The organism is Aerococcus sp. HMSC23C02 (genome assembly GCF_001806805.1).
GTDB classification, from domain to species: Bacteria; Bacillota; Bacilli; order Lactobacillales; family Aerococcaceae; genus Aerococcus; species Aerococcus sanguinicola.
On the sequence record NZ_KV786060.1, the window covers coordinates 416,668 to 442,310 of the forward strand.

22 protein-coding genes are annotated in these 25,643 nt (G+C 48.1%); 5 read left to right on the plus strand and 17 right to left on the minus strand.

Annotated elements, in window-relative coordinates:
- Window positions 1-59: 59 nt before the first annotated feature.
- Window positions 60-2,126, minus strand: a complete 2,067-nt coding sequence (locus tag HMPREF3090_RS08610) for a glycoside hydrolase family 3 protein (protein ID WP_070486465.1) — start codon at window positions 2,124-2,126, stop codon at window positions 60-62.
- A gap of 170 nt (window positions 2,127-2,296) precedes the next feature.
- On the opposite strand from HMPREF3090_RS08610, the gene HMPREF3090_RS08615 reads away from it, so the two are divergent.
- Complete coding sequence (locus tag HMPREF3090_RS08615; protein WP_070486467.1) at window positions 2,297-4,228, plus strand: ABC-F family ATP-binding cassette domain-containing protein; 1,932 nt, start codon at window positions 2,297-2,299, stop codon at window positions 4,226-4,228.
- A gap of 206 nt (window positions 4,229-4,434) precedes the next feature.
- Here the strand turns inward: HMPREF3090_RS08615 and tsaD are convergent, their stop codons facing one another.
- The 7 genes from tsaD to HMPREF3090_RS08650 form a co-directional block, all read right to left on the minus strand.
- The gene (tsaD, locus tag HMPREF3090_RS08620; protein WP_067974451.1) at window positions 4,435-5,451 is read right to left on the minus strand and encodes a tRNA (adenosine(37)-N6)-threonylcarbamoyltransferase complex transferase subunit TsaD; all 1,017 of its coding nucleotides are present in this window, start codon (window positions 5,449-5,451) and stop codon (window positions 4,435-4,437) included.
- 19 nt (window positions 5,452-5,470) lie between these two features.
- Window positions 5,471-5,905: a ribosomal protein S18-alanine N-acetyltransferase gene (rimI, locus tag HMPREF3090_RS08625; protein ID WP_070486469.1), complete on the minus strand. Its 435-nt coding sequence runs from the start codon at window positions 5,903-5,905 to the stop codon at window positions 5,471-5,473.
- On the minus strand, window positions 5,898-6,500 hold the full coding sequence (gene rimI, locus HMPREF3090_RS08630) for a ribosomal protein S18-alanine N-acetyltransferase (protein ID WP_168140269.1): 603 nt from the start codon (window positions 6,498-6,500) through the stop codon (window positions 5,898-5,900). The genes rimI (HMPREF3090_RS08625) and rimI (HMPREF3090_RS08630) overlap by 8 nt, the downstream gene beginning before the upstream one ends.
- Window positions 6,469-7,203 carry a tRNA (adenosine(37)-N6)-threonylcarbamoyltransferase complex dimerization subunit type 1 TsaB gene (tsaB, locus tag HMPREF3090_RS08635; protein WP_067974439.1) on the minus strand — a complete coding sequence of 245 codons (735 nt, stop codon included), beginning with the start codon at window positions 7,201-7,203 and terminating at the stop codon, window positions 6,469-6,471. Before tsaB ends, rimI (HMPREF3090_RS08630) begins: the two co-directional genes overlap by 32 nt.
- Window positions 7,204-7,893: 690 nt before the next feature.
- A complete protein-coding gene (locus tag HMPREF3090_RS08640) occupies window positions 7,894-9,114 on the minus strand; it encodes an ABC transporter permease (RefSeq protein ID WP_067974435.1) in 1,221 nt (406 codons plus the stop codon).
- On the minus strand, window positions 9,115-9,906 hold the full coding sequence (locus HMPREF3090_RS08645; RefSeq protein WP_067974432.1) for an ABC transporter ATP-binding protein: 792 nt from the start codon (window positions 9,904-9,906) through the stop codon (window positions 9,115-9,117).
- Between the two features lie 12 nt (window positions 9,907-9,918).
- Window positions 9,919-11,349: a biotin/lipoyl-binding protein gene (locus tag HMPREF3090_RS08650; protein ID WP_067974428.1), complete on the minus strand. Its 1,431-nt coding sequence runs from the start codon at window positions 11,347-11,349 to the stop codon at window positions 9,919-9,921.
- A gap of 169 nt (window positions 11,350-11,518) precedes the next feature.
- On the opposite strand from HMPREF3090_RS08650, the gene HMPREF3090_RS08655 reads away from it, so the two are divergent.
- The 4 genes from HMPREF3090_RS08655 (at window position 11,519) to HMPREF3090_RS08670 (ending at window position 16,730) form a co-directional block, all read left to right on the plus strand.
- A complete protein-coding gene (locus HMPREF3090_RS08655; RefSeq protein ID WP_067974425.1) occupies window positions 11,519-11,770 on the plus strand; it encodes a DUF896 domain-containing protein in 252 nt (83 codons plus the stop codon).
- Window positions 11,771-12,423: 653 nt separating this feature from the next.
- Window positions 12,424-13,800: an MFS transporter gene (locus tag HMPREF3090_RS08660; RefSeq protein ID WP_083272448.1), complete on the plus strand. Its 1,377-nt coding sequence runs from the start codon at window positions 12,424-12,426 to the stop codon at window positions 13,798-13,800.
- A 442-nt stretch (window positions 13,801-14,242) separates the two neighbouring features.
- Entirely contained in the window at window positions 14,243-15,622 is a 1,380-nt protein-coding gene (locus HMPREF3090_RS08665) for an MFS transporter (protein WP_198434427.1), read from the plus strand.
- Window positions 15,623-15,851: 229 nt separating this feature from the next.
- Entirely contained in the window at window positions 15,852-16,730 is an 879-nt protein-coding gene (locus tag HMPREF3090_RS08670; RefSeq protein WP_070486471.1) for a MetQ/NlpA family ABC transporter substrate-binding protein, read from the plus strand.
- Between the two features lie 90 nt (window positions 16,731-16,820).
- Here HMPREF3090_RS08670 and HMPREF3090_RS08675 read toward each other — a convergent pair whose 3' ends face one another.
- The 9 genes from HMPREF3090_RS08675 to murF all read right to left on the minus strand — a co-directional run bounded on the left by HMPREF3090_RS08675 (window position 16,821) and on the right by murF (window position 25,635).
- Complete coding sequence (locus tag HMPREF3090_RS08675; RefSeq protein WP_067974411.1) at window positions 16,821-17,327, minus strand: QueT transporter family protein; 507 nt, start codon at window positions 17,325-17,327, stop codon at window positions 16,821-16,823.
- 372 nt (window positions 17,328-17,699) lie between these two features.
- A complete protein-coding gene (locus HMPREF3090_RS08680) occupies window positions 17,700-18,320 on the minus strand; it encodes a DUF2179 domain-containing protein (RefSeq protein WP_070486473.1) in 621 nt (206 codons plus the stop codon).
- Window positions 18,321-18,329: 9 nt separating this feature from the next.
- Window positions 18,330-18,992, minus strand: coding sequence for an ABC transporter permease (locus HMPREF3090_RS08685; RefSeq protein WP_067974408.1), 663 nt, complete (start codon window positions 18,990-18,992; stop codon window positions 18,330-18,332).
- 1 nt (window position 18,993) lies between these two features.
- Window positions 18,994-19,956, minus strand: a complete 963-nt coding sequence (locus tag HMPREF3090_RS08690) for an osmoprotectant ABC transporter substrate-binding protein (protein ID WP_067974405.1) — start codon at window positions 19,954-19,956, stop codon at window positions 18,994-18,996.
- Window positions 19,949-20,596, minus strand: a complete 648-nt coding sequence (locus HMPREF3090_RS08695; protein ID WP_070486475.1) for an ABC transporter permease — start codon at window positions 20,594-20,596, stop codon at window positions 19,949-19,951. Before HMPREF3090_RS08695 ends, HMPREF3090_RS08690 begins: the two co-directional genes overlap by 8 nt.
- On the minus strand, window positions 20,596-21,738 hold the full coding sequence (locus tag HMPREF3090_RS08700; RefSeq protein WP_067974402.1) for an ABC transporter ATP-binding protein: 1,143 nt from the start codon (window positions 21,736-21,738) through the stop codon (window positions 20,596-20,598). Before HMPREF3090_RS08700 ends, HMPREF3090_RS08695 begins: the two co-directional genes overlap by 1 nt.
- Before the next feature lie 193 nt (window positions 21,739-21,931).
- Entirely contained in the window at window positions 21,932-22,309 is a 378-nt protein-coding gene (acpS, locus tag HMPREF3090_RS08705; protein ID WP_067974399.1) for a holo-ACP synthase, read from the minus strand.
- Window positions 22,310-22,321: 12 nt separating this feature from the next.
- Window positions 22,322-23,806 carry a degradosome RNA helicase CshA gene (locus HMPREF3090_RS08710; RefSeq protein ID WP_067974396.1) on the minus strand — a complete coding sequence of 495 codons (1,485 nt, stop codon included), beginning with the start codon at window positions 23,804-23,806 and terminating at the stop codon, window positions 22,322-22,324.
- Window positions 23,807-24,204: 398 nt separating this feature from the next.
- Entirely contained in the window at window positions 24,205-25,635 is a 1,431-nt protein-coding gene (gene murF, locus HMPREF3090_RS08715) for a UDP-N-acetylmuramoyl-tripeptide--D-alanyl-D-alanine ligase (protein WP_067974392.1), read from the minus strand.
- Window positions 25,636-25,643: the final 8 nt, after the last annotated feature.

A 25,643-nucleotide genomic window follows, 5' to 3' on the forward strand; every position in this document is an offset into this window, starting at 1 on the left:
GTGAAAAATAGAATAGGAATATTTTACCAGGATTTCGACTTCGTAGCAAATCTAAAACTTTAATTTAAGCTTAAGCCGAAGCCATAAGTGTAGCTATTTCCCGCACTATCTTGATAGGCATAAGCGCGGTCCATATACTTGTCCTTATCGTAGCCCGGTACATCATTAGGGGAAGCACAAATACCTTCATCATTAACCGCAATCACGTCATCATTGGCGGGTAGGGTTAGAGGCAGTTTCCCCTTGGCAGGGCAGGCCCCTGTATAGACATCAATGATGGCCTGGATAAAGCTATTAAAGCTGGCAGTTAAGGCGTCAGCTAGAGGCTCTACATTCTCCAAGATAAATGGCAAGTCGAGGTTGACATTAATAATCGTATGGTCAACCGCTGCTTGGATGGCCTTCACCCGGTCGAGGTCCACGTTCGTTGCTTGGTGGATCTGTAAGTCCAGATAGCCTGAAGTGGCTTCGAAGTAAGAACCCGAGATTGGTTCTAAGAAGAGTAGGGCAATATCGGCTTCGTGGTAATCCGTCACCAGGTCAATCTGTGGGAAGGTCTTGCGGATCTGCTCTAGTAATTCTTGGTTGAGTTCATCTGTATTACCGAAGATTCCTTGCTTGCGGCGACTGGCCATTTCCTCTTCATTATAGACCTTGGTAAAGATTTCCGCATAAACTTTCTTACCCGCTAACTTGTCCTCAGTCAGAGGCAAGAGCTCTTGGTCATTCTTCAAGAGAACCACCGATTCCTGGTGGGCCTGGTAGGCTACTTTGCGGCTGTCTGCCGTATTGGTGATGGCTTCTGCCTGGTCAGTATCTTGGTAAGGATTCTCGAATAAGCCGAGAGCAAAGAGCTCCTTCAAAGTGCCTTCCAAGCGAGCATTCACCGTCTCTTCATCGACCAAGCCCTGGGTCATAGCTTCCTCAAAGGCTTCAACCTCTGTGGTCCCCGAGACAATATTCGTCCCCGCCTTGAGCATCTTAGCTACCCGCTCCGGCTTAGTTAGGTCTTCAACACCCCAGGCACAAGCATCCAAGACTCCTGTATCTGAGTTGATATAGCCTTTAAAGCCTAGGTCATCACGCAAGAGCTCTTGGAGGAATTGACGGTTGTAAGCAAAAGCCACATCCTCTTCAAAACCTGCTTGGAAGGGTTCTTGGGGCAGGTTGGATTTTTCCTGGCTAGGAATCGCATAGTAAGGCATGATCGAGCTTGGTTGGTGCTTAATAGCTGCCTTGAAGGGTGGTAAGTGGTAGGTCTCTAAACTATTAGGAGTTGGGTAAACATTAAATTTCCCTTCTTCGTAGTGGGGATCGAAACCGTTCTCCCGTGCACCGCCGCCTGGGAAGTGCTTGATGGTGAGGGCAACACCCTGGTCGTCTAAGTCCTCTCCTTGGTAGACTGGGATAATCGTTTCAGCAATTTCTGAAATCTGTTCGGGGTTCTCGCCAAAAGTTCCCGACGTTCTAAACCAGCGAGGATCCGTCGCGGTATCTACCATGTACATATAACCCTTGCGAATGTTGTTGTGCCAGAATTCCTGCTTACCAATTTCAGCAAAGGCCTTGATCAAAGGAATATTGCGAGTCGCTGCCAGACCCAGGGTACCAGGGAATTGGGTAAAGCGGCCGATCGCTGACTCCGCATTAAAAGTAGCCTCATTGTTTTCGTTCTTGGAGTTGGACAAAACCACTAAGGGAATCCCTAAGCGACTTTCCTCGACCATTTCCTGCATGGTATTGACCCAGGTCACAATCTCTTCCGGCTTGGCATTCTCTCTTAAGATAATATGCCGGATTTGGAAGTCTTCTAAAAGCGTTGAGGTCGGGTGCTCATGCTTAGGATGGGGATACTGGATCTCCTTATCGGCTTCGTTAATGACCCCATTATGGCTGGTTGGTTCACCTTCTTCAGCTGAAATTCCCATGGGCTTGTCAATGAGGACCATCATACCGGCTTTTTCGCGGAGGTTCATCCGCCCGACCAAGTCCTTAGCCCGCTCTTCCGGGCTCAATCGCCAGTCTTCATAGGGATTGACTCGACCATCTTTATTATGGTCTTTGAAGCGTAAGCCATCGACTTCAACTTCTTCTAAGTGACGGCTCACTAATTTCCTTTGTTCCATTGAATCGCTCCTTATTATTTATTTGAATGATTTTAAGCACACCATAAGTCTATTTTAAGGGATAAAGTTATTTTTGCAAAGCCTTTCACAAGCTAAGCGAAATTTTGTTAGTCGTCCCTGTGGCGGAATTATGCTAAACTAGGAATAGTATTTTAGAAGGAGGCTAGACAATGATTCTTTTACAAGGTTCCAATTTAGCCCGACATTTTGGGGCTGAGACCCTTTTTGAAGACATTCAAATTACAGTTCAAGATAACAGTCGCATTGGTCTAGTCGGTAGAAACGGTACCGGTAAATCGACCCTACTGAAGATCCTAGCAGGCATTGAGAGTCCAGACCAAGGTACCGTTTCCCAGCGCAAGGGAACCCGGATTGCCTATATGGACCAGCACTCCGCCGTCAACAGCGAACGGACAGTCTATGAAGAGATGAAGAGCGTCTTCACGGAAGACTTGGCCTTGATTGACCAGGCCAATGAAGCGGCCATGGTCCTGGCCGATGAAGCTGTCATCCAAGACCCTGATCGCTATGAACAAGCACTGAAGACCTATGACCAGCTCCAAGAAGAAATCAACCAGCGCAACGCCTATAGCTATGATTCGGAGATCCGCATGGTCCTCCACGGCTTCCGCTTCCCCGAGGATATGTACGACCAGCCCATTTCACAGATGTCTGGTGGGCAGCGGACCCGGTTGGCCTTAGCCAAGGTGCTCCTAGAGAAGCGGGACATCCTGATCCTGGATGAACCAACCAACCACTTGGATATCGATACCCTCAACTGGTTGGAAGGCTACCTGCCCAAGTATCCCGGCGCCCTCTTGATCGTCAGCCACGACCGCTACTTCCTCGACCATGTCACCAACGAAACCTATGAAATGACCCACCACGGCATCGAACACTATGCCGGAAATTATAGCTTCTACTTGAAGGAAAAAGCGGTCCGCCTAGAGACCCAAATGAAGGCCTATGAGAAGCAACAAAAAGAAATCCATAAGTTAGAAGACTATATTGCCCGCAACCTGGTCCGGGCTTCTACTACCAAGATGGCCCAGAGTCGACGCAAGCAGCTGGAGCGAATGGACAAGCTAGACCGCCCCCAACAGGACGAACGCTCAGCCCGTATCCAATTCTCTACGGAAAAGTCGAGCGGCAATGTCGTTCTCACGGTCGATGACCTGGCCATCGGTTATGACGACTGCCTGTCCTATCCGATTAATATCGATTTACGTAAACAGAAGGCCCTGGCCATTGTCGGTCCAAATGGCGTCGGCAAGTCTACCTTGCTCAAAACCATTACGGGACAAATCCCAGCATTAAAGGGCGACTACCAACTTGGAACCAATGTGAGCCTAGGCTACTACGACCAAGAGCTAGGCAATCTCAATTCCAAAAAGGACGTCCTCCACGAACTCTGGGATGAACACCCCAGTATGAATGAACAAGACATTAGGACCATCCTGGGCAGCTTCCTCTTTAGCGGAAGTGATGTTGAGAAACCCGTCCATGGTCTCAGCGGTGGTGAAAAAGCCCGCTTGGAACTGGCCAAACTCGCCTTGGACCACGACAACTTCCTGGTCCTTGACGAACCCACCAACCACTTGGATATTGACTCCAAAGAAGTTTTAGAGAATGCCCTGATCGATTATGATGGCACCCTGCTTTTTGTCAGCCACGACCGCTACTTTATCAACCGCCTAGCTACCGAAGTGCTCGAAATCTCAGCAGAAGGCAGTAAGCTCTACTTGGGCGACTATGACTACTACCTCGCCAAAAAGGCCGAAGAAGAAGCCCGGCAAGCCGCCCAAGACACTGGTCAAGACCCAGCCAAAAAAGTCGAAGAGAAGTCTTCGGGCAAGCTCAGCTACGAAGAAAATAAACAAAAACAACGCGAACAACGCCGCCAACAGCGTCTCGTCGACCAATGCGAAGAAGAAATCACCCAAATCGAAGAACAAATCCAAGCCATCGAGCAGGAAATGGCCAAACCCGAAGTCTACCAAGACAACGCCCAAATCCTCGATCTCAACGCCCAACTCGAACCCCTCAAGGCCCAGCACCAAGAACTCATGGACCAATGGGAAGAATTGCTCAGTCAATTGTAGGCCGTTGAAACTTGAGACTAAAGAGACAAGCTAGCAAACAGAGAACCACTTGCTAGCTTGTTTTTAATTATGGACGAATAACTTGCGAACTAGGGACCAGAAAGCCAGTTCGCCCTTTGCCTACACTATTAACAAGCTACAAAATAAAACCACTCTCTTCACTCGGCTAAGAGTAAAGAGAGTGGTTTTATCATTTCTCAGCATTGTTAAGAATCGCTAATATCCAAGCCTGGCACAGCATCCAAGCTCAAATTAGCGAAGGCGCCTTTTTGGTAGAGGCTATAAGCAGCCGCACCAATCATGGCTGCATTATCACCACAATATTTGAGGGGTGGGAAGTAAAGCGTCACTTCTGGATGGCGGTCAGCTAGGGCCGCTTGGAGCTCGCGGCGCAAGCCACTGTTAGCTGCTACCCCACCAGCCACTAAGAGCTGCTTAACAGGATATTCATCCAGGGCCCGGCAGGTTTTTTCAACGAGGACTTCTACTGCTGCGGCTTGGAAGGAAGCCGCCACATCTTCTTTAACAAGCTCTTCCCCGCGTTGGTCAGCATTGTGAAGGTGGTTAATAACGGCCGATTTCAGCCCACTAAAGCTGAAATCAAAATTATCTTCATCGAGCATGGGACGGGGATAGGCATAAGTATCCTGACCTTCCTGGGCCAATTCATCCATCCGCTTGCCACCCGGATAAGGCAGGTCGAGCAAGCGGCCTACCTTATCATAAGCCTCCCCAACTGCATCATCACGGGTATCTCCGAACTTCTCAAAGACGCCATCTTCTGGCATATAAACCAATTCCGTATGCCCACCACTCACCACCAAGGCAAGCAAGGGAAAGGCCATGGCTTGAACCAGTTGATTGGCGTAGATATGGCCTGCAATATGGTTGACACCAAGCAAGGGCTTGTCATGGGCAAAGGCTAGTGCCTTGGCTGCGGTAATCCCAATTAAGAGAGAACCCACCAAACCTGGGCCCTTGGTCACCGCAATCCCGTCAATTTCTTCCCAAGTCAATCCAGCCTCTTCAAAGGCTAGGTCCACAATTTGTGTAATTTGTTCCACATGGTGGCGGCTGGCAATTTCCGGAACCACCCCACCAAAGCGCATGTGACTTTTGACCTGGGTGGCTACGATATTGGCCAGGCAGTCCTTGCCGTCACGAATAATCGCAGCCCCTGTCTCGTCACAACTCGATTCAATCGCTAATAGGGTTACTGACATCTTCTCACCTTTTCTATCTTTAGACTAATAAACAATAAATCCAGGCATCTTCCCCATCCTGGTAATAGTTGGGACGGACCGCTAGCCGGTCGAAGCCCAGTTTCTGGTAGAGGGCCTGGGCCGAGCGATTGTTTGCGCGCACCTCTAAAAAAATACGTTCCAACCCTAGGACCTTCAATTGGCTGATTCCTTCTCTTAGGAGGGCCTCTCCCAAGCCTTTCCGCTGAAAGTTAGGCAATACCGCCAGATTCAGCAGTTCGGCTTCACCTGCTAAGAACTGAAACTGAGCCAAAGCAAGCAAAGTTTCTTCTTCATAATAAGCAAAGACCTGGGCATGGGGGCGACTGAGAAAGTGGTCGAGGGCTTCAACGGTCCAAGTCGGTGGCTGGGGATAAGCAGCTTCCAAAACCATCCAAATTGCTTGTCCAGCCCCTAGCTCTAATCGTTTAATCATGTTTGGAGTCAGCCTCCTCAAAGCGCCAAGCCAGCAAGTCGGCATGTTCACGGTTATCGTGATAGTAAAAGTGCCGGGTCTTCAAGCGTTGAAAGCCCCGCGCCCGGTAAAAAGCTTGGGCCTGCCTATTGGATTGGCGGACCTCCAATTGAATTTCTTGGAGGCCAACTTGTTGGGCCAAGTGTTTTGCTTCTTTCAATAAGTAACTACCCAAACCTTGACCCTGGCAACTAGGGGCCACCATGAAATTAGACACATGGAGATGATCAGGCTCTTCCCGGCAAGCAATAAAAGCCAAGAGGACGCCATGGGAAAAAGCCTGGAGATAAAAAGTATCCGGCCGCCCCACCATGTCCCGGTAGAAATCCTTCATCCCCCACATGACCTTGCCATAAGCTAATTTTTCCAAGTCAACCATCTGTTTCAAGGCCGTCTGGTCGGATAAACGCAAACTGAAAGCTAGACCAGAAGCCAAGACCCCTTCTTCTTGTCGGACTTCAATGCGGTCCAACAAGTCAGCTTGGGGCGCTCTAAATAAGTGGTCTAGCCAGCTAAAGTATTGGTTAATCCGCTCTTTCAACATAAGTTTCCCCATCATGACCGGGGTTTTTCTCCCGCCAGTTTTCTTCTGCTTCAGCTAATTTGGCATAATCGGGCAGGAAGGTATCCACATCTTCTAAAGTCAGGGGCAGCTGGACCATCTTGTGAGCATAGATCAACCGATCCTCTGGCGCCGCCAAGTGACAATGGTCGTGACGGAATAAAATAGGCGCCAGCGCCTCCTCATAGCTAGCCAGGTCCGGGCTGATAAAGTAAACCTGGTCATAGTCATCTAAGCGGTCTTCCCAGGCAGCCAAGCAATCGGAAAAAGCACCGTGCTTAACCTCTTCAAGAGCTGTCCAAGCCTGACCATCCTTCAAGTAAGCCGCCGCAAAAACCGTCTGCCGGCGGGCATCGAAGAAGGGCAAGACCAAAGCTTTTTGGGCTCTAACATTGGCAGCCAAGGCGAGAAGGCTAGGCACGGAGTATAGGGGAATCCCCAGGGTAGAAGCCAGGACCTTGGCCACTGTGACCCCAATCCGAAGTCCTGTGTAAGAACCAGGTCCCTTGGAAACAATAACCCCTTCCAGGTCCTCAGGTCGCCAAGCTACTGTCTCCATCATGGTCTGGACCAAGGGCAGGAGCTGGGTAGAATGTTTAATTTTGGTATTGGTGGTTATCTCACTGATCAGCGTCTGGTCCTCCAGCAGGGCCAGGCTCAGGGATAGCGTCGCACTATCAATCGCTAAAAAACGCATCTTAGCACCCTCTCTAATTTGACTATTCACAGCTCTTATTGTAGCAAATATCTGAGCCCTGAACAATGTGCAGACGTGCCCTTAGGAAAAGCTGATTTGAGCTTTAGGCAAACCTTTGTTTTTAAAACTTATTTTATAAGAACTGGGTGGTCAACTTACTAACAGAGATCTTGTTTGCAAGTTCCCTAGCGGCTACTTGCATTTGAGGGGCCATTCGCAAATAGACGACTGCCAACTTGCTATCGAAAGCCCCGTTTGCAAGTAGCCAGCCACGAACTTGCTATTGATTCTGGTATTCGCGAGTTCAACTAATATAATTTGCTAATTGGACCGCTATTCGCAAGTTGCTTGTTCAAAAATCTTATTCTCAATAATAAAACAAGCCAGCAAGAAAATCGATACTTGCTAGCTTGTTCGTTGGTCGTTATTTTTTAGGTCTTACTCTGACCCTGAGTAGTTGAAATCACAAAGGCAGAAAGGGACTGGCTTCAGCAAAAAGGGCGACCGGCTAAAGTAGGTCTTTTCCGTTTGGCCTCCAAGCATCCAAAGCTAAACGCTCTTGCTCACACCCTATAGTCGGGTTCGCAGTTGCAGTCTTGAAGTGACTTCACCCAATCGGAACGACCAGCTAAAGCCGGCCTTTTCCGCTTGGGCTCCAGTCATTCAAGCCTGAACGCAACTGCTCACACCCTATCTTAATATTTCAACGACGTTCTTCTGGGCGGCGGCCCGGGCTGGGAAGACGCTGAAGACGATACCGATGAGGACAGAGATTAGTACGGCTAATAAGGCGGTGCCAAAGTCGACGGAGGCGCCGAAGGGGAGGAAGCTGGCGATGAGGTGGGCCAGCAGGATACCGAGGATATAGCCGACCACGCCTCCGACTGTGGTGATGGCAATGCCTTCAAAGAGGAATTGTTTTTGGATATTGGACTGGGTGGCCCCGAGTGAGCGACGGATACCGATTTCTTGGGTCCGTTCAGAGACGGAAATATACATCATATTCATGACCCCAACCCCTGCAATCAATAGGGAAATTCCGGCAACAGCCGAGATGAAGTAGGTCACCATATTCAAAGTATCGCCGACCCCTTCCAGCATCTTAGACATATCGAAGAACATATACTGGCCCTTCTGCATCTTGCTGCCTTCTGAATTCAGCTTATCGACAATATCATCCATAATCTTCTTGGAGTCAACCCCCTCCTCAAAATAAACTTTGAGGGACAGGCTGCCACGATCAATCAGATTATAGATCTCCATGGTCTTCTCTGGCATCTTGATTTCAGGTCCACTGCTGATCGAGAAGGCGCCAGCGCTCTCATTCGTGGCCGGCCCCTGACTTTCAAAGACACCCACAATCGTAAAGTTCTTACCATTAATGCTGAGGTTCTTATCCACAGCCTCCTTTGCCTGACCAAAATATTTTTCAGCCAAGTTCTGACTGATAAGGACATTACGAGCATAACTTTCTGAATCACTTGGATTCAAATTACGGCCAGCGACCAAGTTATCAGATGTTTCCTTAAAAGGCCGGACCGGTTGGGACTTAGTCTCTTTGCCTATTTTAACCGTCACATTGGTCGGCATACCATTGTCTTCATCGTCAACCTTGGCCTCACTAACCCCCTCGAAATCTTCGACCAATTGGATATCCTGTGGGGTGTAGACCTTGGTCTTCGAGGAATCGAAGTTCTGGTCAGTCGGTTGGAAGAGTAAATTCTGGCTCACCCGGCCTTCCTTATCATCCGTCAGGGAATCCATCGTTTCTTTTTGAAAACCGTTCCCGAGGCTCATGATGGTAATAACCGCGGCAATCCCGATGACAATGCCGATCATAGTCAGGAAAGTCCGTCGTCCGTTCATCCGCATGGTTGCTAGGGAGGACTTTAATATTTCACTAAAACGCATCTAGTCCCCTCCTTCCGCTGGATCGCCGCCTGCCATTAATTGTTCATAGGCTTGGGGCATGATGATATCCGTTCCATCTGAATGAATGGCCCCGTCCACAATGGTAATGTGGCGGTCCGCATATTCCTGGAGAGTCGGATCGTGGGTAACCATCAGGATGGTCACCCCTTCCTGGCGGTGGAGAGAAGAAATGATATCCATAATCATCCGCGAGGTCTTGGTATCCAAGGCCCCGGTCGGCTCATCCGCAATGATAAATTTGGGTCGATTGACCAGGGCACGGGCAATGGCCACCCGCTGGCGCTGGCCACCCGATAACTCATAGGGTTTGGACTTGCCCTTGTCTCCTAAACCTACCCGTTCCAAGGCTTCTTGGACCCGTTCATGGGTCTGTCCGGTCCTCAAGCCACTATAAAGCAGGGGCAGACGAACGTTATCGGCGACCGTCATATTTTGGATTAAGTTAAAGCTTTGAAAGATAAAGCCCACATAGCTATTGCGCAAATGCGAGACTTCCTGGTCCGTCCGCTGCTTGAGCGGCTCATTATGGAAGAGATAGGACCCTTCGAATTGGTTATCCAAAAAACCAATCACATTAATCAAAGTAGACTTCCCCGATCCAGAGGGCCCCATAACGGTAATGAATTCCCCGTCATAGACGGATAAGTTCACATCTTTCAGGACATGGACACGGTTTTCTCCTTCGCCGTAATACTTGTTGATATTTTTGAGTTCAAATAAAGGCTCGGCCTGGTCTAATGCCTGGCCAAGGTTGGATTGTTCAATTACCATGGCCTCTGCCTCCTAGTTTTTACTTTCTGCGTCAGCTTTGTCCGCTGATTCAGCCAAGTCAATTTCTTGGCCATCTTGGAGGCCTTCAGGATTCTTAATGACCTCGTCACCTGCCTTGATATTCTTGGTTACCACTTCTTGGCGGCCTTGCTTGGCAGTCGTGACTTCGACTTTTTTAACTTTGCCATCGCGGTAGACAAAGACATAAGACTTACCCTTGTCCTCTACAATGGCTTCTTTAGGGAGGACAAAGCCAGGTAATTTGAAGTGAACTTTAGTGCTAAAGCCTGGTTGGATCTTGTCTTTAGCTTTAACAGTGAAAGGATATTGGCTCTCGCCCCCTTGACCAGCGGCTTGGGCGGCTTGACCGGCCATAGCAGCACCTGCATCTCCACCAAGACTTGGGGCTTCGCCAGGAGCTGCTGGCAAGTTTTCATAGCTGATAATTTCACCCGTTGTCTTTTGACCACTGGCTGGAACAGTCAGGTCTACCTTGCGTCCATCCTTGAGCAAGTAGAAGTCATACTCGCCAACGGTCCCTGTCACAGAAATGTCGTCACTGATAATCCGCACTAGGGGCACACTTGAGTCTGTAATCCCCTTGGCGTCATAGATGACCTTACCGCTCGTCCGCGCCTTGACCTGGTTATCAGTCTGGGCTTGGGCCCGGTTGAGCTGGATCTCCAAGTCTTCAATCTGTTGGTTGAGCTGGCGAACTTGTTCATCCACACCAGCTTGACCACCGGCTGCCGGAAGATCTCCCATGCCACCTGCTTGGCTGCCTGTTTCTAGACCAGATGGTACTGTTCCTCCCGCTTCAGATCCGGCTTGACCCGCTAGGCCTGGGCTTGCCACAGCCTGGTCAGTAGCTGCACCTGGAATAGCTGCTTGGCCAGCTTGACCACTAACCGCTGGAGGACAATTCGGATCACTTGCAGCTGGAGCTTGTCCTGCTCCGACACCAGCTCCTGATAAGTTCACAGGTGTCGCAACATAGGCTCCCAAACCCGAAACTAGCGGACTGGCTACGAAGGCCTGGTTGACACTGGCCATGGGACTGGCTGCCTGGTTCTGCAGGCGGTTGCGTTGGTCATAGAGGCGGTTAAGTTGACGCTTGGTATCGTCAATCTTATACTGGGCCTCAGCTTGTTGGTAGGAGAAAAGAACATCGCCCTTGTTAACCCGCTGGCCGTCAGCAACATTCACAATCCCCAAGTCTCCTTTTTCACGGCTATAGTAATAGGCATCGTCGGTCTTCAATTTCGCCTTCCCATCAACCGTCACCGGTTCCTGTTCCGTGACCTTGACCGTTTCGTAGCTCGTATCGCTTCCTTCCTCACCGAAGTTAGCCGCATAAAAAACATTATAAGCGAGTACGCCGAGGACTAGGAGCGCAGCTAAGCCGCCAGCTAGTCCCCACCAAAGTTTTTTTGAATGGATCATGTGTTCCCCTCATCTTCCTAATTATTTTTCTTTTTTTATTCTACCATATTAAGGGCTTAAGCTTTACCAAATTTTGCTAAAAGCACGAAAATCCCCTTGAAGCAAAAGAATTGCATTTTAAGACAGGAGGCAGTATATTGGAAGAAAGTCTATACAAGGAGGTCTAAGCATGGACGAATTACTACCACGTATCAACGAATTAGCCAAAAAGAAAAAAGAAGGCACGCTTACCAAAGAAGAAGCAGCCGAACAAGAAAAATTACGGAGCCAATACCTTAAGCAATTCCGGGAAAACTTCCGGTCTGTCCTCATGAACACCAAGGTGGTTGATCCTGAAGGGACCGATGTCACCCCACAAAAACTAAAAGACGCCCAAGCCAAACGCCGGGGCGAGCAAAACGATCAATCAGGATCCAAATAAAAGTTTGCTAGAAACTAGGACAAGTTAGCAGAAATAAGTCTTTTTCACTAGAAGCTAACAGCTTATTGTTGCTTCTAGCCTTCATGACTTGTATATATTTTTATCTAAAGCCGGGATTTAATCTCGGCTTTTTTAATAATAAAAAACATCTTTGCCAAAGCTGGCAAAGATGAAAAAGGAAAAAACAAAAATGAAAGGATGATGCAATCTTTCGACTGCTCAATCAAAATTATAGCATAGGCTAATCAAAAATGAAAGGGCTTTTTTAAAAGCGATTACATTTTTTCTTTTTTAAACTTGCTTGCTCATAAAGTACAATATCGTTCTCATTTTTTGATCATTTACGGGCTCTTGTATTTCCAAAATATTGCTATAAACCCATTTCCCCTTATTTTTCTTGTGAAAGTCTAAGCTAGAAATGTTTTTTCCGCATTTTTTACTTAAAAGGGCTTTCATTTGTGTGGGAATTTATATATAATACTCTTACTGGCAATTAGCTAGTTCTATTTATAGGGTTTTATCTATTAATGATAGCGCTTAAGAAACTGAGAAGGAGGCAGCTTTTTACTTAGTAAAATATTATTATTTTCATACACTTGCCATTATTTATTTTCTAGGTGTATGCACTTTTTTTGAAGAAAGGAATTATAAAAATGAATACAAATGCTAAACCATTTGGCATGCGTGATAAGCTGGGGTACATGTTCGGGGACTTAGCCAACGACATGACCTTTATCTTACAAAGTATGTTCCTGATGGTCTTTTATACGGAAGTTTGGGGGATTAACCCGACAACAGTTGGGAACTTATTCCTAGCCGCTCGCTTCGTTGATGCCATCACAGATGTGACCATGGGACGGATTGTTGACGTCTCCAAGCCAACCAGCGAAGGGAAGTTCAAACCCTGGATTCGCCGGATTGCGATTCCTGTAACCCTAGCCAGCTTTATGATGTACCAAACAGGACTTCAAGACATGTCCATGACCTTCAAGATTGTTTATATGTACATCACTTACTTACTTTGGGGATCTTTCGCTTATACGGCCATTAACATTCCTTATGGCTCTATGGCTTCTGCCATTACCTCTGATCCTGACCACCGGGCTAGCCTGTCCACCTTCCGGACCATTGGCGCAACCATCGCCCAATTAGCTATCGGTGCAATTGTGCCCCTCATGATTTACGAAAATAACATCGTTAAGACAGACGCTACCTTTACCATCCTGGCTGGGGTATTCTCCGTCTTGGGTCTTATTTTCTACTTCTTCTGCTACCGCATGACAACTGAGCGGGTAGAGATTCCTTCCGATCCCGATAGCTCACTGATGGGAACCTTACGTACATTCGGTAAGGTACTGAAGAGCCGTTCACTCTGGGGCATTATCTTTGCCGCCCTCTTCCTCATCTTTGCCCAATTAGGCATCGGCCAAATGAACAACTACCTCTTTGCTAATTACTTTGAAAATGCTGACATGTTAGCTACAGTTAACGTGATCTATCCATTATCCATCTTGCTCTTAGGTGCACCGATTGCGCCAGCCCTAGCGAAAGCCTTAGGGAAACGTGAAGTTGGTATTCTCGGCGTTTCAGTCGGTTCCGCTGCTTTCGCTGTTCTTTATTTCATGCACACTGAAAGTATGTGGACCTATATCGTGATTTCAACTATTGGTTACCTAGGCTTTGGTATCTTCAATGCCATTATCTGGGCCATTATCACTGACGTTATCGATGATATCGAAGTTCAAACCCGCACCCGGGACGACGGTACGGTTTACGCCTTCTATTCCTTCGCCCGTAAGATTGGTCAAGCTTTTGCCGGTGCCAGCGCAGGTTGGATTTTAGGCTTTATCGGTTACCAATCAGGAGCAGAAGTTCAAACAGCGGAAGTTATTGATAAACTATATAGCGCCGCAACCTCTATTCCTGCGATTGCCTTCTTATTATCTGCTCTATCCTTATTAATCATTTACCCATTAAGCAAGAAACGCGTAGAAAACAACTCAGCAATCCTAGCTGAACGCCGCGGTTAAAGCCTCTCAGTTTAATAAGCAGCTATACAATAGATATAGGCACCTTCATTATGGAGGTGCTTTTTTATTTAGGGTGTGAGGGAGCGCGGGTAGAAGGGACCTCTACAGCCAAGAGACAAGTTCAAGCCCTGGTCAACAGCTTATATTTTGTAAGCGCTAATCCTCCCCTCCTCGATCAATGGTGCCGTTTCCAAACAATTCGAACAATATTGTATATCGATTAATTTTTCACAAATATCTTTTGTAAGCCTTACCATATCTGCTATAAAAGTTCTTGATAAATGTGAAGCAATTGTTTAAATTGCACATTTTATCTTGACAATTCATTTAATTTGTTGCCAATTTCACATGTTTGATCAAAATCCCTTTTCAAAGCTATTATTTTCTCTTATAATGACTAATGCTTTATTTTTATATTTTTTGTTTTAAAGGAGGAATTATTGTGGCAGAAAAAACAGCCACCAAGCCGTTCGGTATGTCCGACAAACTTGGTTATATGTTTGGGGACTTCGGGAACGACTTTACATTTATTCTTTCATCAATGTTCTTGATGAAATTCTATACAGACGTTATGGGAATCTCGAGCGGGATTGTCGGCGGTATTATGGCCGGAGCTCGGATCGTGGATGCCTTCACAGATATGACCATGGGGCAAATTGTTGACCGGACCAAGCCAACGCCAGTTGGGAAGTTCTTGCCTTGGATCCGCCGCATGGCTGGTCCCGTTGCTCTAGCTTCCTTTCTCATGTATGCGAGCTGGTTCCAGGATATGCCTATGTGGTTTAAGATTGGATGGATGATCTTCACATACATCTTATGGGGATCTGTCTTCTACACTTCCATCAATATTCCTTTTGGTTCGATGGCTTCAGCCATCTCCGCTGACCCTAAGCACCGGGCTGAACTATCCACCTGGCGGACCATTGGCGCTACCCTAGCCCAAACCTTCATCGGGGTTGTGCTCCCACTCGTGGTTTACTACAACGATCCTAGTGGCGCCCAAGTCCTTTCGGGAACCCGGATGGCAATTGCCGCAGCGGTTTGTTCGATCCTAGCAGTTATCTGCTACGCCCTCTGCTACAACCTAACCACGGAACGGGTGAAGATCGAACAGAAAACCGAGCGTTTCGATTTCATTGATATGGTCCATCAACTGGCATCTAACAAGGCCTTGATTGGGATTGTAGTCTCTTCCATCTGCTTACTGCTCACCCAATTAACCTTGAGCGCCATGCTTCCATACGTCTTCCCTAACTATTTCGGGAATACCCAAGCCCAAGCCGCCGCAACCTTTGTGGGTTCAGCAGCGACTCTGATCTTATCCACCTTTGTGGTCCAACTCTCCAGCAAGCTCGGCCGTAAGGAACTCGGTATCTGTGCTGCCCTTTTCACTGCCGTGGTCTTGATCCTAGCCTACATCCTACAGATTTCTAATGCCTGGGTTTTCGTTGCCTTCTACGGCCTCGCTTATTCTGGTATCGGCTGCTTCATGCTGATTACCTGGGCCATGATCACCGACGTCATCGACCAAACGGAAGTGGAAACCCATGAACGGTCAGACGGTATGATCTATTCCGTTTACTCATTCGCCCGTAAGATGGGCCAAGCTGCCTCATCTGGTCTAGCCGGTTGGTTACTGACCCTGGTTGGCTATTCTGCAGCCACAGCCTTCGAGCCTGAGGTCACCCAAGGCATCTACAATATCACTTGCCTAGCTCCAGCTGTTGGCGCCATTTTACTCGCTACTTCTCTCTACTTCCTCTATCCACTGAATAAGAAGCGTGTCGAAGAGAATGCTACCATCTTAGCCAACCGCCGGTAAAATATTTTATAAGCAAAAACTGCGCCAGTAAGGGCGCAGTTTTTTTGCTTATAACAGTACATATTTTGTTCTTTCTTAGGAACAAATTTTGTTCCGATTTTTGATAAAGCTTGATCTTATCCCCTTTTAGCTAGGTCGCAACTATCGATTGTTCCTTTTAAGCTTGAAGGGACCTGTGAAAGGGCTTAAACTAGAGGCAATAAATCTACAGACAGAAAGGTCGATTGTGATGAAAAGAAGCAAGGCTCTGGTCTTAGGCCTAGCCATTCTGGCCCTCTTCTTAGGAGCGTGCGGCCAGCAAGGGAAAACTGCTGAAAGTAAGAATAAGAAAGTCAGTTTAGCTGTCTCCAACCAGCTTAGCCAGGAAGTCTGGCAGGATACCGCCCGACGACTTAAGGAGAAGGAGGGAATCGATTTAGAGGTCAAGCTCATTTCAGACTGGGTGCAACCTAATATGGCTGTTGCCGAAAATGATATCGACCTCAATGTCTTCCAATACATCCCCTTCCTCGCCGAATTCAACCAACCCCATAATACTGACCTAGTCCCCATTGGTTATTCTTATATCCCACCAATCGGCATTTACACAGCTAATCCTAAAATCCAGTCCGTTGAAGACATCCCTCAAAACGCCAAGTTCACCATTCCTGATGACCCAGTCAACCTAGACCACAGCCTCCTGGAAATTGAACGTGCCGGCTTAATCAAACTAAGAGATACATCTGGACAAAAGACCCTGGATGACATTGCCGAAAACCCTAAGAATATTCAATTTATCCTGATGAAGGGAGACGGGATCGCCCGCAGCCTGGCCGATGCCGACCTAATGATTACAGGAGCTTCAGGTGCCCAAGACGCTGGTATCAGCCAAGATCAAGCCATCTATGTGGAAGATCCTAAGACCACTCCTAATATCTACAAGGTTTGCATTGTCTCCCAACGCGACCGGGCCGATGACCCCGTCCTAGAAAAGGTCGTTGATGAATTCCAAAGCCAAGACACAGCAGACTTCATCAAAACCGTTTCAAATGGCACCTATGTCCCCGCCTGGTCAGACCACGAACAGCCCATCAAGGACTACGATGCCTTCGTCCAAAGCAAAAAATAAGCCATACTCTTAAGCCTGCGCTAACTTGCCTCGCGCAGCATCACCCATAAAGAAAAGACACGCCCAGCCAGCGTGTCTTTTCTTTATTTTTTAACGGTTAAACATTTTAGCAAAATTTAATCGTTTGTTGATCAAATAGATCAGAGGAGCCGTCAGAGCTAAGATAATTACTTCACTGACAAAGAGAGAAGCGTAGGTCGCCCAGAAAGGTAATTCAAAGGCTAGGTTCAACTCAAAGGCGATAATAAAGATCATCGTCGAAAAGACCAGCGTTGTTGCGGCGAGTTTCTGCTTATCTGTCTTCAGGTAACGATAGATCCAATCGCATATCAAGAAACTGATCAAGGTATGGGCTGTCCCAAAGGCAATATCATACCAACCTAGGCCCGTCATAAAGCCATAGAAATTCGATAAGAAGACGCCCAGAACGACACCCCACTTATAGTTTTTGTGGTAGACATTCAAGTGATTGAGCCCTTCCGACACACGAAACTGGATCGGCCCATAAGCGAATTGCGGGGCCACAAAATACAAGGCGACATAAAGCGCAGCGATTAAAGCATTAACCACCAGGGCTTGATTGTGTTTACTTTGCATAAAAATTCCTCCCATAGTTTTTTAATGTTGGCGGGTTTCGAACAACACAGAACTTATCATAGCGAAATTATGGATTTTTGACAAGACCAATCCCCAATCGGCTCGAAGGCGTGTGGCTTGCTGACTGGCAACACCTAATAGCAGGCTGCGACTGTGGCTTGGCAGGATCCAGGCCACAGTCAAGGGCTCGGAGTTAATGTTGATCAGTCACAAGCCACAAGAGAAGCCTTCACATGTGGATCGCCAAACTTTAACCCCCACTCAAGACTTTCGAGTGAGCGTTGATAAGCTAGCCTTCCCAATCTTTCTTTACTCCAAGAAAAAACCAGAGAAAGTTACTTCCTTCTCTGGTTTTTTTCGCATGCTTATAATTTATTTATCCTCATCATTAACGAACTCGTCTTCGCTCACCCGTTCTGTCCGAGGATCCAGGGGTTCTTGGTCTTCCAGAGCCTCATGGGCACGCTGGACGCGCAGTTTGGTCACCCGCTTGGTCCAGAAACCACCGTGGATATACTTGGCATCATAGGAGATATAAAAGGCCCGGTCGTCGACCTCTTCAATAGTTCGGCAGAGTTTCCGTTCAGTTGAACGGGGTGTCAGGATAGTGAGGATCAAACGGTCCCCATCCCGGCCGTAGCCCGACTGGACCGTCACCCCATAACCGCGGTTCCGCAATTCCTCAGCCAGGGCATGGTTGTCACTGGCAATGAAGATCTGGATCACAGCATATCCCAAGGCAATCTTGTCTTCTAAGAGCATCCCGCAGTAAATACCTACCCCAAAACCTAGGGCATAGGCCAAGAGATAGGCCGGCTGGTCCAGGTATTGCATGACCATGGACAAACCGATCGCATAGATGGTAATCTCAATCACTGCCAAGAAGGAGGCTGGGAAACGATAACCTCTCATAGAAAGCAAGAGGCGCATGGTATTTAGCATAATATAAACTAAGTTAATACTAAATATTTTAATTAATAAATGATAGTCCACAGCATTCTCCTATCTTTGACTAGGGTCTAAACTTTTTTCGATCCGGCCTAAGCCCCAATCGGCAACAATCGACATGAGAGCAATGGGGATAACAGCAGCGAGGATAATACTCGTGCCGTCTGAGGCATTGACCCCGCGGAAGAGGATATCGCCCAGGCCCCCTGCCCCAACAAAGGTCCCGATGGTGGCGATCCCAATCCCTGTAATAAAGGCGTTGCGGACGCCCCCCATGATTACCGACATAGCCAGGGGAAGTTCCACCTTGTAGATAATCTGAAGCTTAGTCATCCCCATACCGATTCCAACGTCAATAATATCGGCGTCCACATTGCGGACCCCCGTATAGGTATTGCGAAGAATGGGGAGGAGGGAATAAAGGAAAATGGTTAAGACCACCAAGTTACTCCCTAGGCCCATCGCCAACATCAGAACAGATAGCATAGCTAGTGAGGGCACGGTTTGGATGAGATTGGCTAAACCCAGCACCCAATCCGCCAAGCGATGGTGGCGGGCAATATAGAAGCCGAGTGGAATAGCAACCAAGCAAGCAAAGAGGACACCATAGATGGCCATCAAGAAATGTTGGCCGAACTGTCCCACCACATAGCTTAAGTTTTCCTGGTAGTAGACGCCCAGTTGTTCTAATAGGCTTAATTGTGTCATATCGGTCATCTTAGTCACCCCCCACAGTGTCTTCAATCGGTTTCAATTCAGGTGCCTTGTCTTCAAAATAATTATGGGCCTTCAACCAGTCATCGGCAACCACTTTGGGTTCCAAGAGATAATTGTCCGCCCGGTAGTTTAATTTCTGCATGGTTTCTTCATCGATGGTCCCTTCTAACTTGTGTAAGACCTTGTCTAGTTCAGGATGGACCTCTAGGATATGGTGGGTTGCAACAGGGCTGGCATCATAGGGCGGGAAGAGCTGTTTATCATCTTCCAAAACTTTTAAGTCTTCGGAAATAATCCGCCCATCCGTTGAATAACCCAAGATGACATCCACTTCATCATTGGCTACCGCTGAATAGGTCAAGCCAATCGACATGGGCAGCGTCTGGCCAAAATCAAAGCCATAAATCCGCTTGAAGTCTTCATAACCGTCCCCCTCCCGGCTCAGCCAGGAAGAGTCCACCCCTGCTTTTAGATCAGGCGCATATTGGGCCAGGTCAGAAACTTTTTCCAGTCCTAACTCTTCAGCCTTGTCTCGGCTCACCATGAAAGCATAGGTATTGGCGAAACCGTAAGTGGGGTACCATTTCTGGTCGAATTCTCGGTCGAAGCCCTTAACTACCGTTTCCGCAGCTTTTTCAGGGTCGGTGATGGCATCCATCCCCAACTCTCCAGTCACTGAGGTCCCAGTATAGCGGACCGCTGAAACGTTGGCATCGTCCTTCATCAAGGCCTGGTGGTTGAGCGAGGAAGACCCGAGGTTAGAAATCACCTTGGTGGGCACATCGATATAATGATTGGACATCCCCTCCACAATATAGGCGAGAATCTGCATTTCCGTCGACATACCGCCCGTAATAACAATCTCATCTTCAGAAGTCGAGGCTCCGAGTCCTGGTAGGCTACAGGCTGCCAATAAGAATAGACTCAGCCCCAGGGTGAAGGCAGTCTTTAAGAATTTACGCATCTTCACCAGCTCCTTTCGAGGTCGTTTGAGGTTGGGTTAGTTTTTCCAGATAATTCATCAAAAGGTCTGCCAGAACCGCAATCAGGGTGACCGGAATCGTCCCCCCAATAATCAGGTCTGGCTTGTAGAGGTTGAGGCCGTTAAAGATCATCTCACCGAGGCCCCCACCGCCAATATAGGCTGCCAGAGTGGCCCAGGCAATTACATAGACCGTTGACAAACGAATCCCTGCCATAATCACCGGCATGGCGAGAGGGAGCTGGACGTCCTTAATGACCTGCCAGGCCGTCAAGCCCATCCCCTTAGCGGCATCCAGGAGGTCCGGGTCAACCGAGGTCATCCCCAGATAGGTATTGCGGAGGATGGGCAGGAGAGAATAGATAAAGAGAGCCACAATGGAGGGCAAACGTCCCACCCCAAAGATTGGAATCATCAAGGCTAAGAGCGCCAGGGTAGGAATGGTTTGAAGGACACCGACCACACTTATGACCCCTCCTGCGATCTTAGGGTGCTGGGAGAGAAGGATCCCCAAAGGCACCGCAATCAAGATCCCCAAGGCTAGAGAAACCACAGACAAGAGCAGGTGTTGGAGGGTTAAATTAAGGAGTTCTTGGCCGTTTTCAGCTAGGAAGTTTGCCATTAGATCTCAACTCCTTCAATCGCTTTCGTCTCGCCCCAGATCACTTCATAAACAATATTTACCAGGTTAGACCGGGTCACAATCCCCGTTAGCTGCCCTTCACGGTTAACAACCGCCACATTTTGCACCTTGGCTTTCAAGATACGCTGGATGGTATCTTGGACGAGGGCATCTTCTTGGACGCCCCGGCGTCTAACCATCTCATCACTCACGCTGGCTTCCATGTCTCTGGCATTCATAATATTTTCAATGCTGATCTGTCCCTTGAGCCGTTTGCGGTCATCCACAACGAAGAGACTGTCCACGTGTCTGTCCCGCATCATGGTCAAAGCATCGCTGAGAGACTGGCCCATGCTGATGGACAGGGGCTTGTCATTCATGACATCCTTAACTTGGATATACTGGGTCTTGGCTTCAAAGAGCCTGTCTTCACCCAGGAAGCTCTTCACATAATCATCAGCTGGATGGCGCAAGATTTCCTCTGGGGTATCGTACTGGAGTAAATTACCCTTGTCCCAAATGGCGATACGGTCAGCCAGATTCAAGGCTTCATCCATATCGTGGGTCACGAAGATGAAGGTATTGTGGTATTCCCGCTGTAGTTCCTTGACTAATTCTTGCAGGGCGTCCCGGGTAATCGGGTCTAGGGCCCCAAAAGGCTCATCCATTAATACAATCTTCGGATTAGCCACCAAGGCACGGATCACTCCGATCCGCTGCTGCTGGCCACCGGATAATTCACTCGGATAGCGGTCCAGATAGTCGAGGGGGAGTTCCACCCGTTTCATCAGCTTCTCCGCTTCACTCCGACAGCGGTCTTCGTCCCATTTCAAGAGCCGAGGGACAGTCACAATATTTTCATAGACAGTCATGTGGGGCATAAGGCCAATGCGCTGAATCACATAGCCGATCTTGCGGCGCATATCGACTGCATTCATCGAAGTGGTCGCCTGGCCATCAATTAGGATCTCCCCCTCGGATGGATCGTGCATACGGTTGATCATCCGCAGAGCCGTCGTCTTCCCACTCCCTGAGGTGCCGATAAAGCAGACAAATTCTCCGTCTTGGATGGTCAAATTCGCATCTTTCAAGGCGTGAACATTGCCTGGGTACACCTTACTGACATTCTTAAATTCAATCATAATTTCGGTCCCTTCCGTTTTTTCTTAATTTTATTGTAACAAACTAAGCACCAAAAGCGACTAATCAGGCCAAGTCAGGGGCAATTGATAATTTTAGTATTTATAATCGGTAATAAAATAACGCATCGAAGCCTTTTCAGCTAAGGCTTTCGATGCGTTATTTTTCAATCTTTACGATAAACAATTATTGTTCTTAATTATGTTCAGATCTTCGGTCCTCGATGACCACATAAGCGCTGGCATAATGGGCCGTATGGGTAATCGAGAGATGGATAGCGTAAGGAATCTTAAGACAAAAGAGCTGGGGTTGGCCGCTTTCGTTTGACAAAATAGCCATATCCTGGAAAGAAAGCTCTTTACAAATCCCCGTCCCCCAAGCCTTGGCACAAGCCTCCTTGGCTGCCCAGCGCCCCGCTAGAAATTCCGCCTGGCGCTGGGAAGAAGTGAAGGCTTGAAAGACCGCTAGCTCCTCTTCTGTTAGAACCCGCTGAATGAAGCGGTCGTCCTGTTTAGCACAAGCCTGGTCAATCCGCTTGATTTCAACTAAATCAGTGCCAATTCCAATAATCATAAAGCTTGCCTCCTAGCGAATGTCAAAGGATGCTTTCTTCCGTGAGCCCCGTTTCTTGCCTTTTGGATGGTCCTTGGAGCCTTGATAGGACTTCTTTTTACCCTTCTTATCGTGTTGTTGATAAGACCGTTTATTATTGTTTCGCTTCGAGCCCTTGCGCTTGCGTCCGCCCGACTTCTTGCGCGGAGTTCGTTCCGGTGTAATCCGAACCTCAACCTCATTAGGATCCTTGGTTAGACTGCTGAGAACTGCTAGGGCCAATTGGTCCGTACTGTAGTGGGCGGAGAGGTAGTCGATGGCTTCTTGGTAGTAAGAAGGATCGGCCTCCTCGGTCAGTTTCTTAACTTCCTCCAAGGCCTGGTTGATCCGGCCGCTGAAGGCTTCCTTAGCCGATGGTGGACGCAGGGGCATCATTTTCTTCTTGGTCAGGTCTTCAATCGTTCTCAGGTAACCTAATTCATTGGGACCAACAAAGGTAACTGAAACCCCCTGGCGGCCTGCCCGACCCGTCCGACCAATGCGGTGAACATAGCTATCGGGATCCAAGGGAATATCAAAGTTGTAGACATGGGTCACATTAGAAATGTCCAAGCCCCGAGCTGCCACATCCGTTGCCACTAAGATATCCAGCTTCTCATCTTTAAATTGGCGGAGCAGCATAGACCGCTTGTCTTGATTCAAGTCCCCGTGCAGGCCTTCTGCAGTATAGCCGCGCTCAATCAGGGCACGAGAAATTTCATCCACCCGGCGCTTGGTCCGTGCGAAGACAATAGCTAGGACAGGGTCTTGGACATCAATGAAACGGGTCAAGACATCGAACTTTTCACTCTCCCGACAGCGGGTAAAGTATTGGTCGATCAGGTCGGCCGTCATTTCCTGAGCCTTAATCTTCACCTGGATTGGGTCCTGCATAAATTGCTCCCCAATACGTTGGATGGCCTTGGGCATGGTCGCCGAGAAGAGCAGAGTTTGACGGTCTGCTGGTGTCTTAGCAATAATCGCTTCAATATCATCAATAAAGCCCATATTAAGCATCTCATCCGCCTCATCGAGGACTAAGGTCTGAATGTGGGACAAGTCTAATTTTCCACGACGGATCAAGTCGAGCAAACGACCAGGCGTCCCCACGATCACTTGCCGTTTCTTCTCCAATTGGCGCAATTGCCGTTGGATCGAGCTCCCACCGTAAACTGTCAGGCATTGGACCCGTTTCTCTTCACCCAATTGGTAGAGCTCTTGCCCAGTTTGGATAGCCAATTCCCGGGTTGGCGAAATAACTAAGGCTTGAACTTCCTTAGCGTAGGGATCAATCTTCTCTAAGAGGGGAAGACCAAAAGCGGCCGTCTTCCCTGTCCCCGTCTGCGCCTGGCCCAGGACATCCCGTCCTTTTAAGGCATAGGGAATTGTTTCTGATTGAATCGGTGTGGCTTCTTCAAAGCCCATCTTATCGACAGCTTTTAATAATCGCGGGCTCAAACCCATTTCTGTAAATTTCATTCCATTCCTCCGTATTTCATATCTAAATTTTTAATTTCTTATATTGGCAGTTGACAGATCTAAAATTATTAATTCAACAAATTACTTTTAAGCAATAGTGGAGCGTTGAAGTTGTCCCTTAGCCATGAATAAGCAAGCGATGTGAATTAGGGATAGTAGGCGCTAGCCGTACTAGCCCTTTGAAGCTTGCTAGGTGAGGGCCCTTGGCCCGAACCGGTGCCATGGCTTTTTAAGGGGCAAATTCAACAGCGCAACGAATGCTTATCAATACAATTTGTCAAATCAGTACACATGTCAAAAATTATTAAGTTAATATTAGTTAAAAAAACAGCCGACCAGTCGACTGTTTTCTTTGGGCAGCTTGTCGAGGGCTGTGTGGCGAGACAGAGGCTGCTGAGCTAATCTTCTTTAGCTTGGCTTTCTATATCTGGGCGGCGGAGGGCTTCAACTACTTCCAGAAGTCCCATCCCATGGCTCCCCTTCACCAGAATCTGGTCATAGTGGCGGGTATGGTTTTCCAACCAAGCAATGAGGGCCGCTTTATCTTCTTTAAAATAATGCACCTGGTCTGGCCGGGCTTGACCGGCAGCTAGGAGGCGCTCATAGAGGGCTTCCATCTCCAAGCCATAGAGTAAGACCTGGTCCTGGTCTTCAAGGGCCAAGACCTCTGCTACGCTGGCATGGAGCTGGCCTGCATCTGGGCCTAATTCTAACATGTCAGCCAGCACATAGAGCTTGCGTCCCTGTTGGGCATCACCTGCCCGCGGAACTTGAACGAAGTTACTAATTACAGCCTTCATCGCTGAAGGGCTAGCATTGTAAGTATCATCCAGCACTTGACTCTCATTAATGCCTTCGATCCAGGCTGTCCGATTGGCCGTCATTTGGAAATTAGCCAGGGCATCCTGGATTTGTTCAATCGACAGGCCCAGGCGGTAAGAGACCGCACAGGCATCTAAGGCATTCACAACATTATAACGGCCCGAAACCGGAATTGTCAACTGAACCGTTGGAGAAAGGTTACTGCTGAACTGGGTCTGGTACTGGTCTACAATAATATCCAGGGCATAAACATCCTGGTTTTCCGTTAAACCGACTGATAGAGTCTCGATATCTTCTCGGATATTGCCTAATTGGGAAGTAATCAAGTCTTCCTCACCAGGATAGATGAAGCTGCCTCCTTCTTTTAAACCGTCCAAAATTTCAAGCTTGGCCTTGGCGATATTGGCCTTGGTCTTCAGAAATTCCAGGTGGTCCTCCCCAATCATGGTAATCACAGCCAGGTCGGGCTGGGCCAGGAGACTCAATTCTCGGATTTCACCAAAATTAGACATCCCCATCTCTAAAACAAGGACTTCCGTTTCTTCTGGCATCTCGAGAATAGTAATCGGAACGCCAATTTCATTATTATAATTGCCTTGGGTCTTATGGACCCGGTAAGCCACCGATAGGCAAGCTGCTGTCATGTCCTTGGTGGTCGTCTTACCGGAAGACCCTGTAATCGCCACGACTTTGGGTTGGATTAAAGACAAGTAGTAAGCTGCCAAATCGTGGAGGGCTGCCAGGGTGTCCGACACTTGGATCAAAGCCAGGCCAGCAGGAGCCTGGGCCGGATCCTTGGACCAAAAGGCAGCCACCGCCCCATTGTCTAGGGCTTGCTGGGCAAAGTCATGGCCATCGCGTTGCCCGCTTAAGGGAACAAAGAGGCTTCCGGGCTGGGCCTGTCTAGCATCAAAAACAACATGGTCAAGCCAGACCGCGTCGGGGTCTTCTGCTTGGACCTGTCCTTGGACAGCTTTAGCAATTTCATTTAAGGCTAATTTTTTCATGGCACACA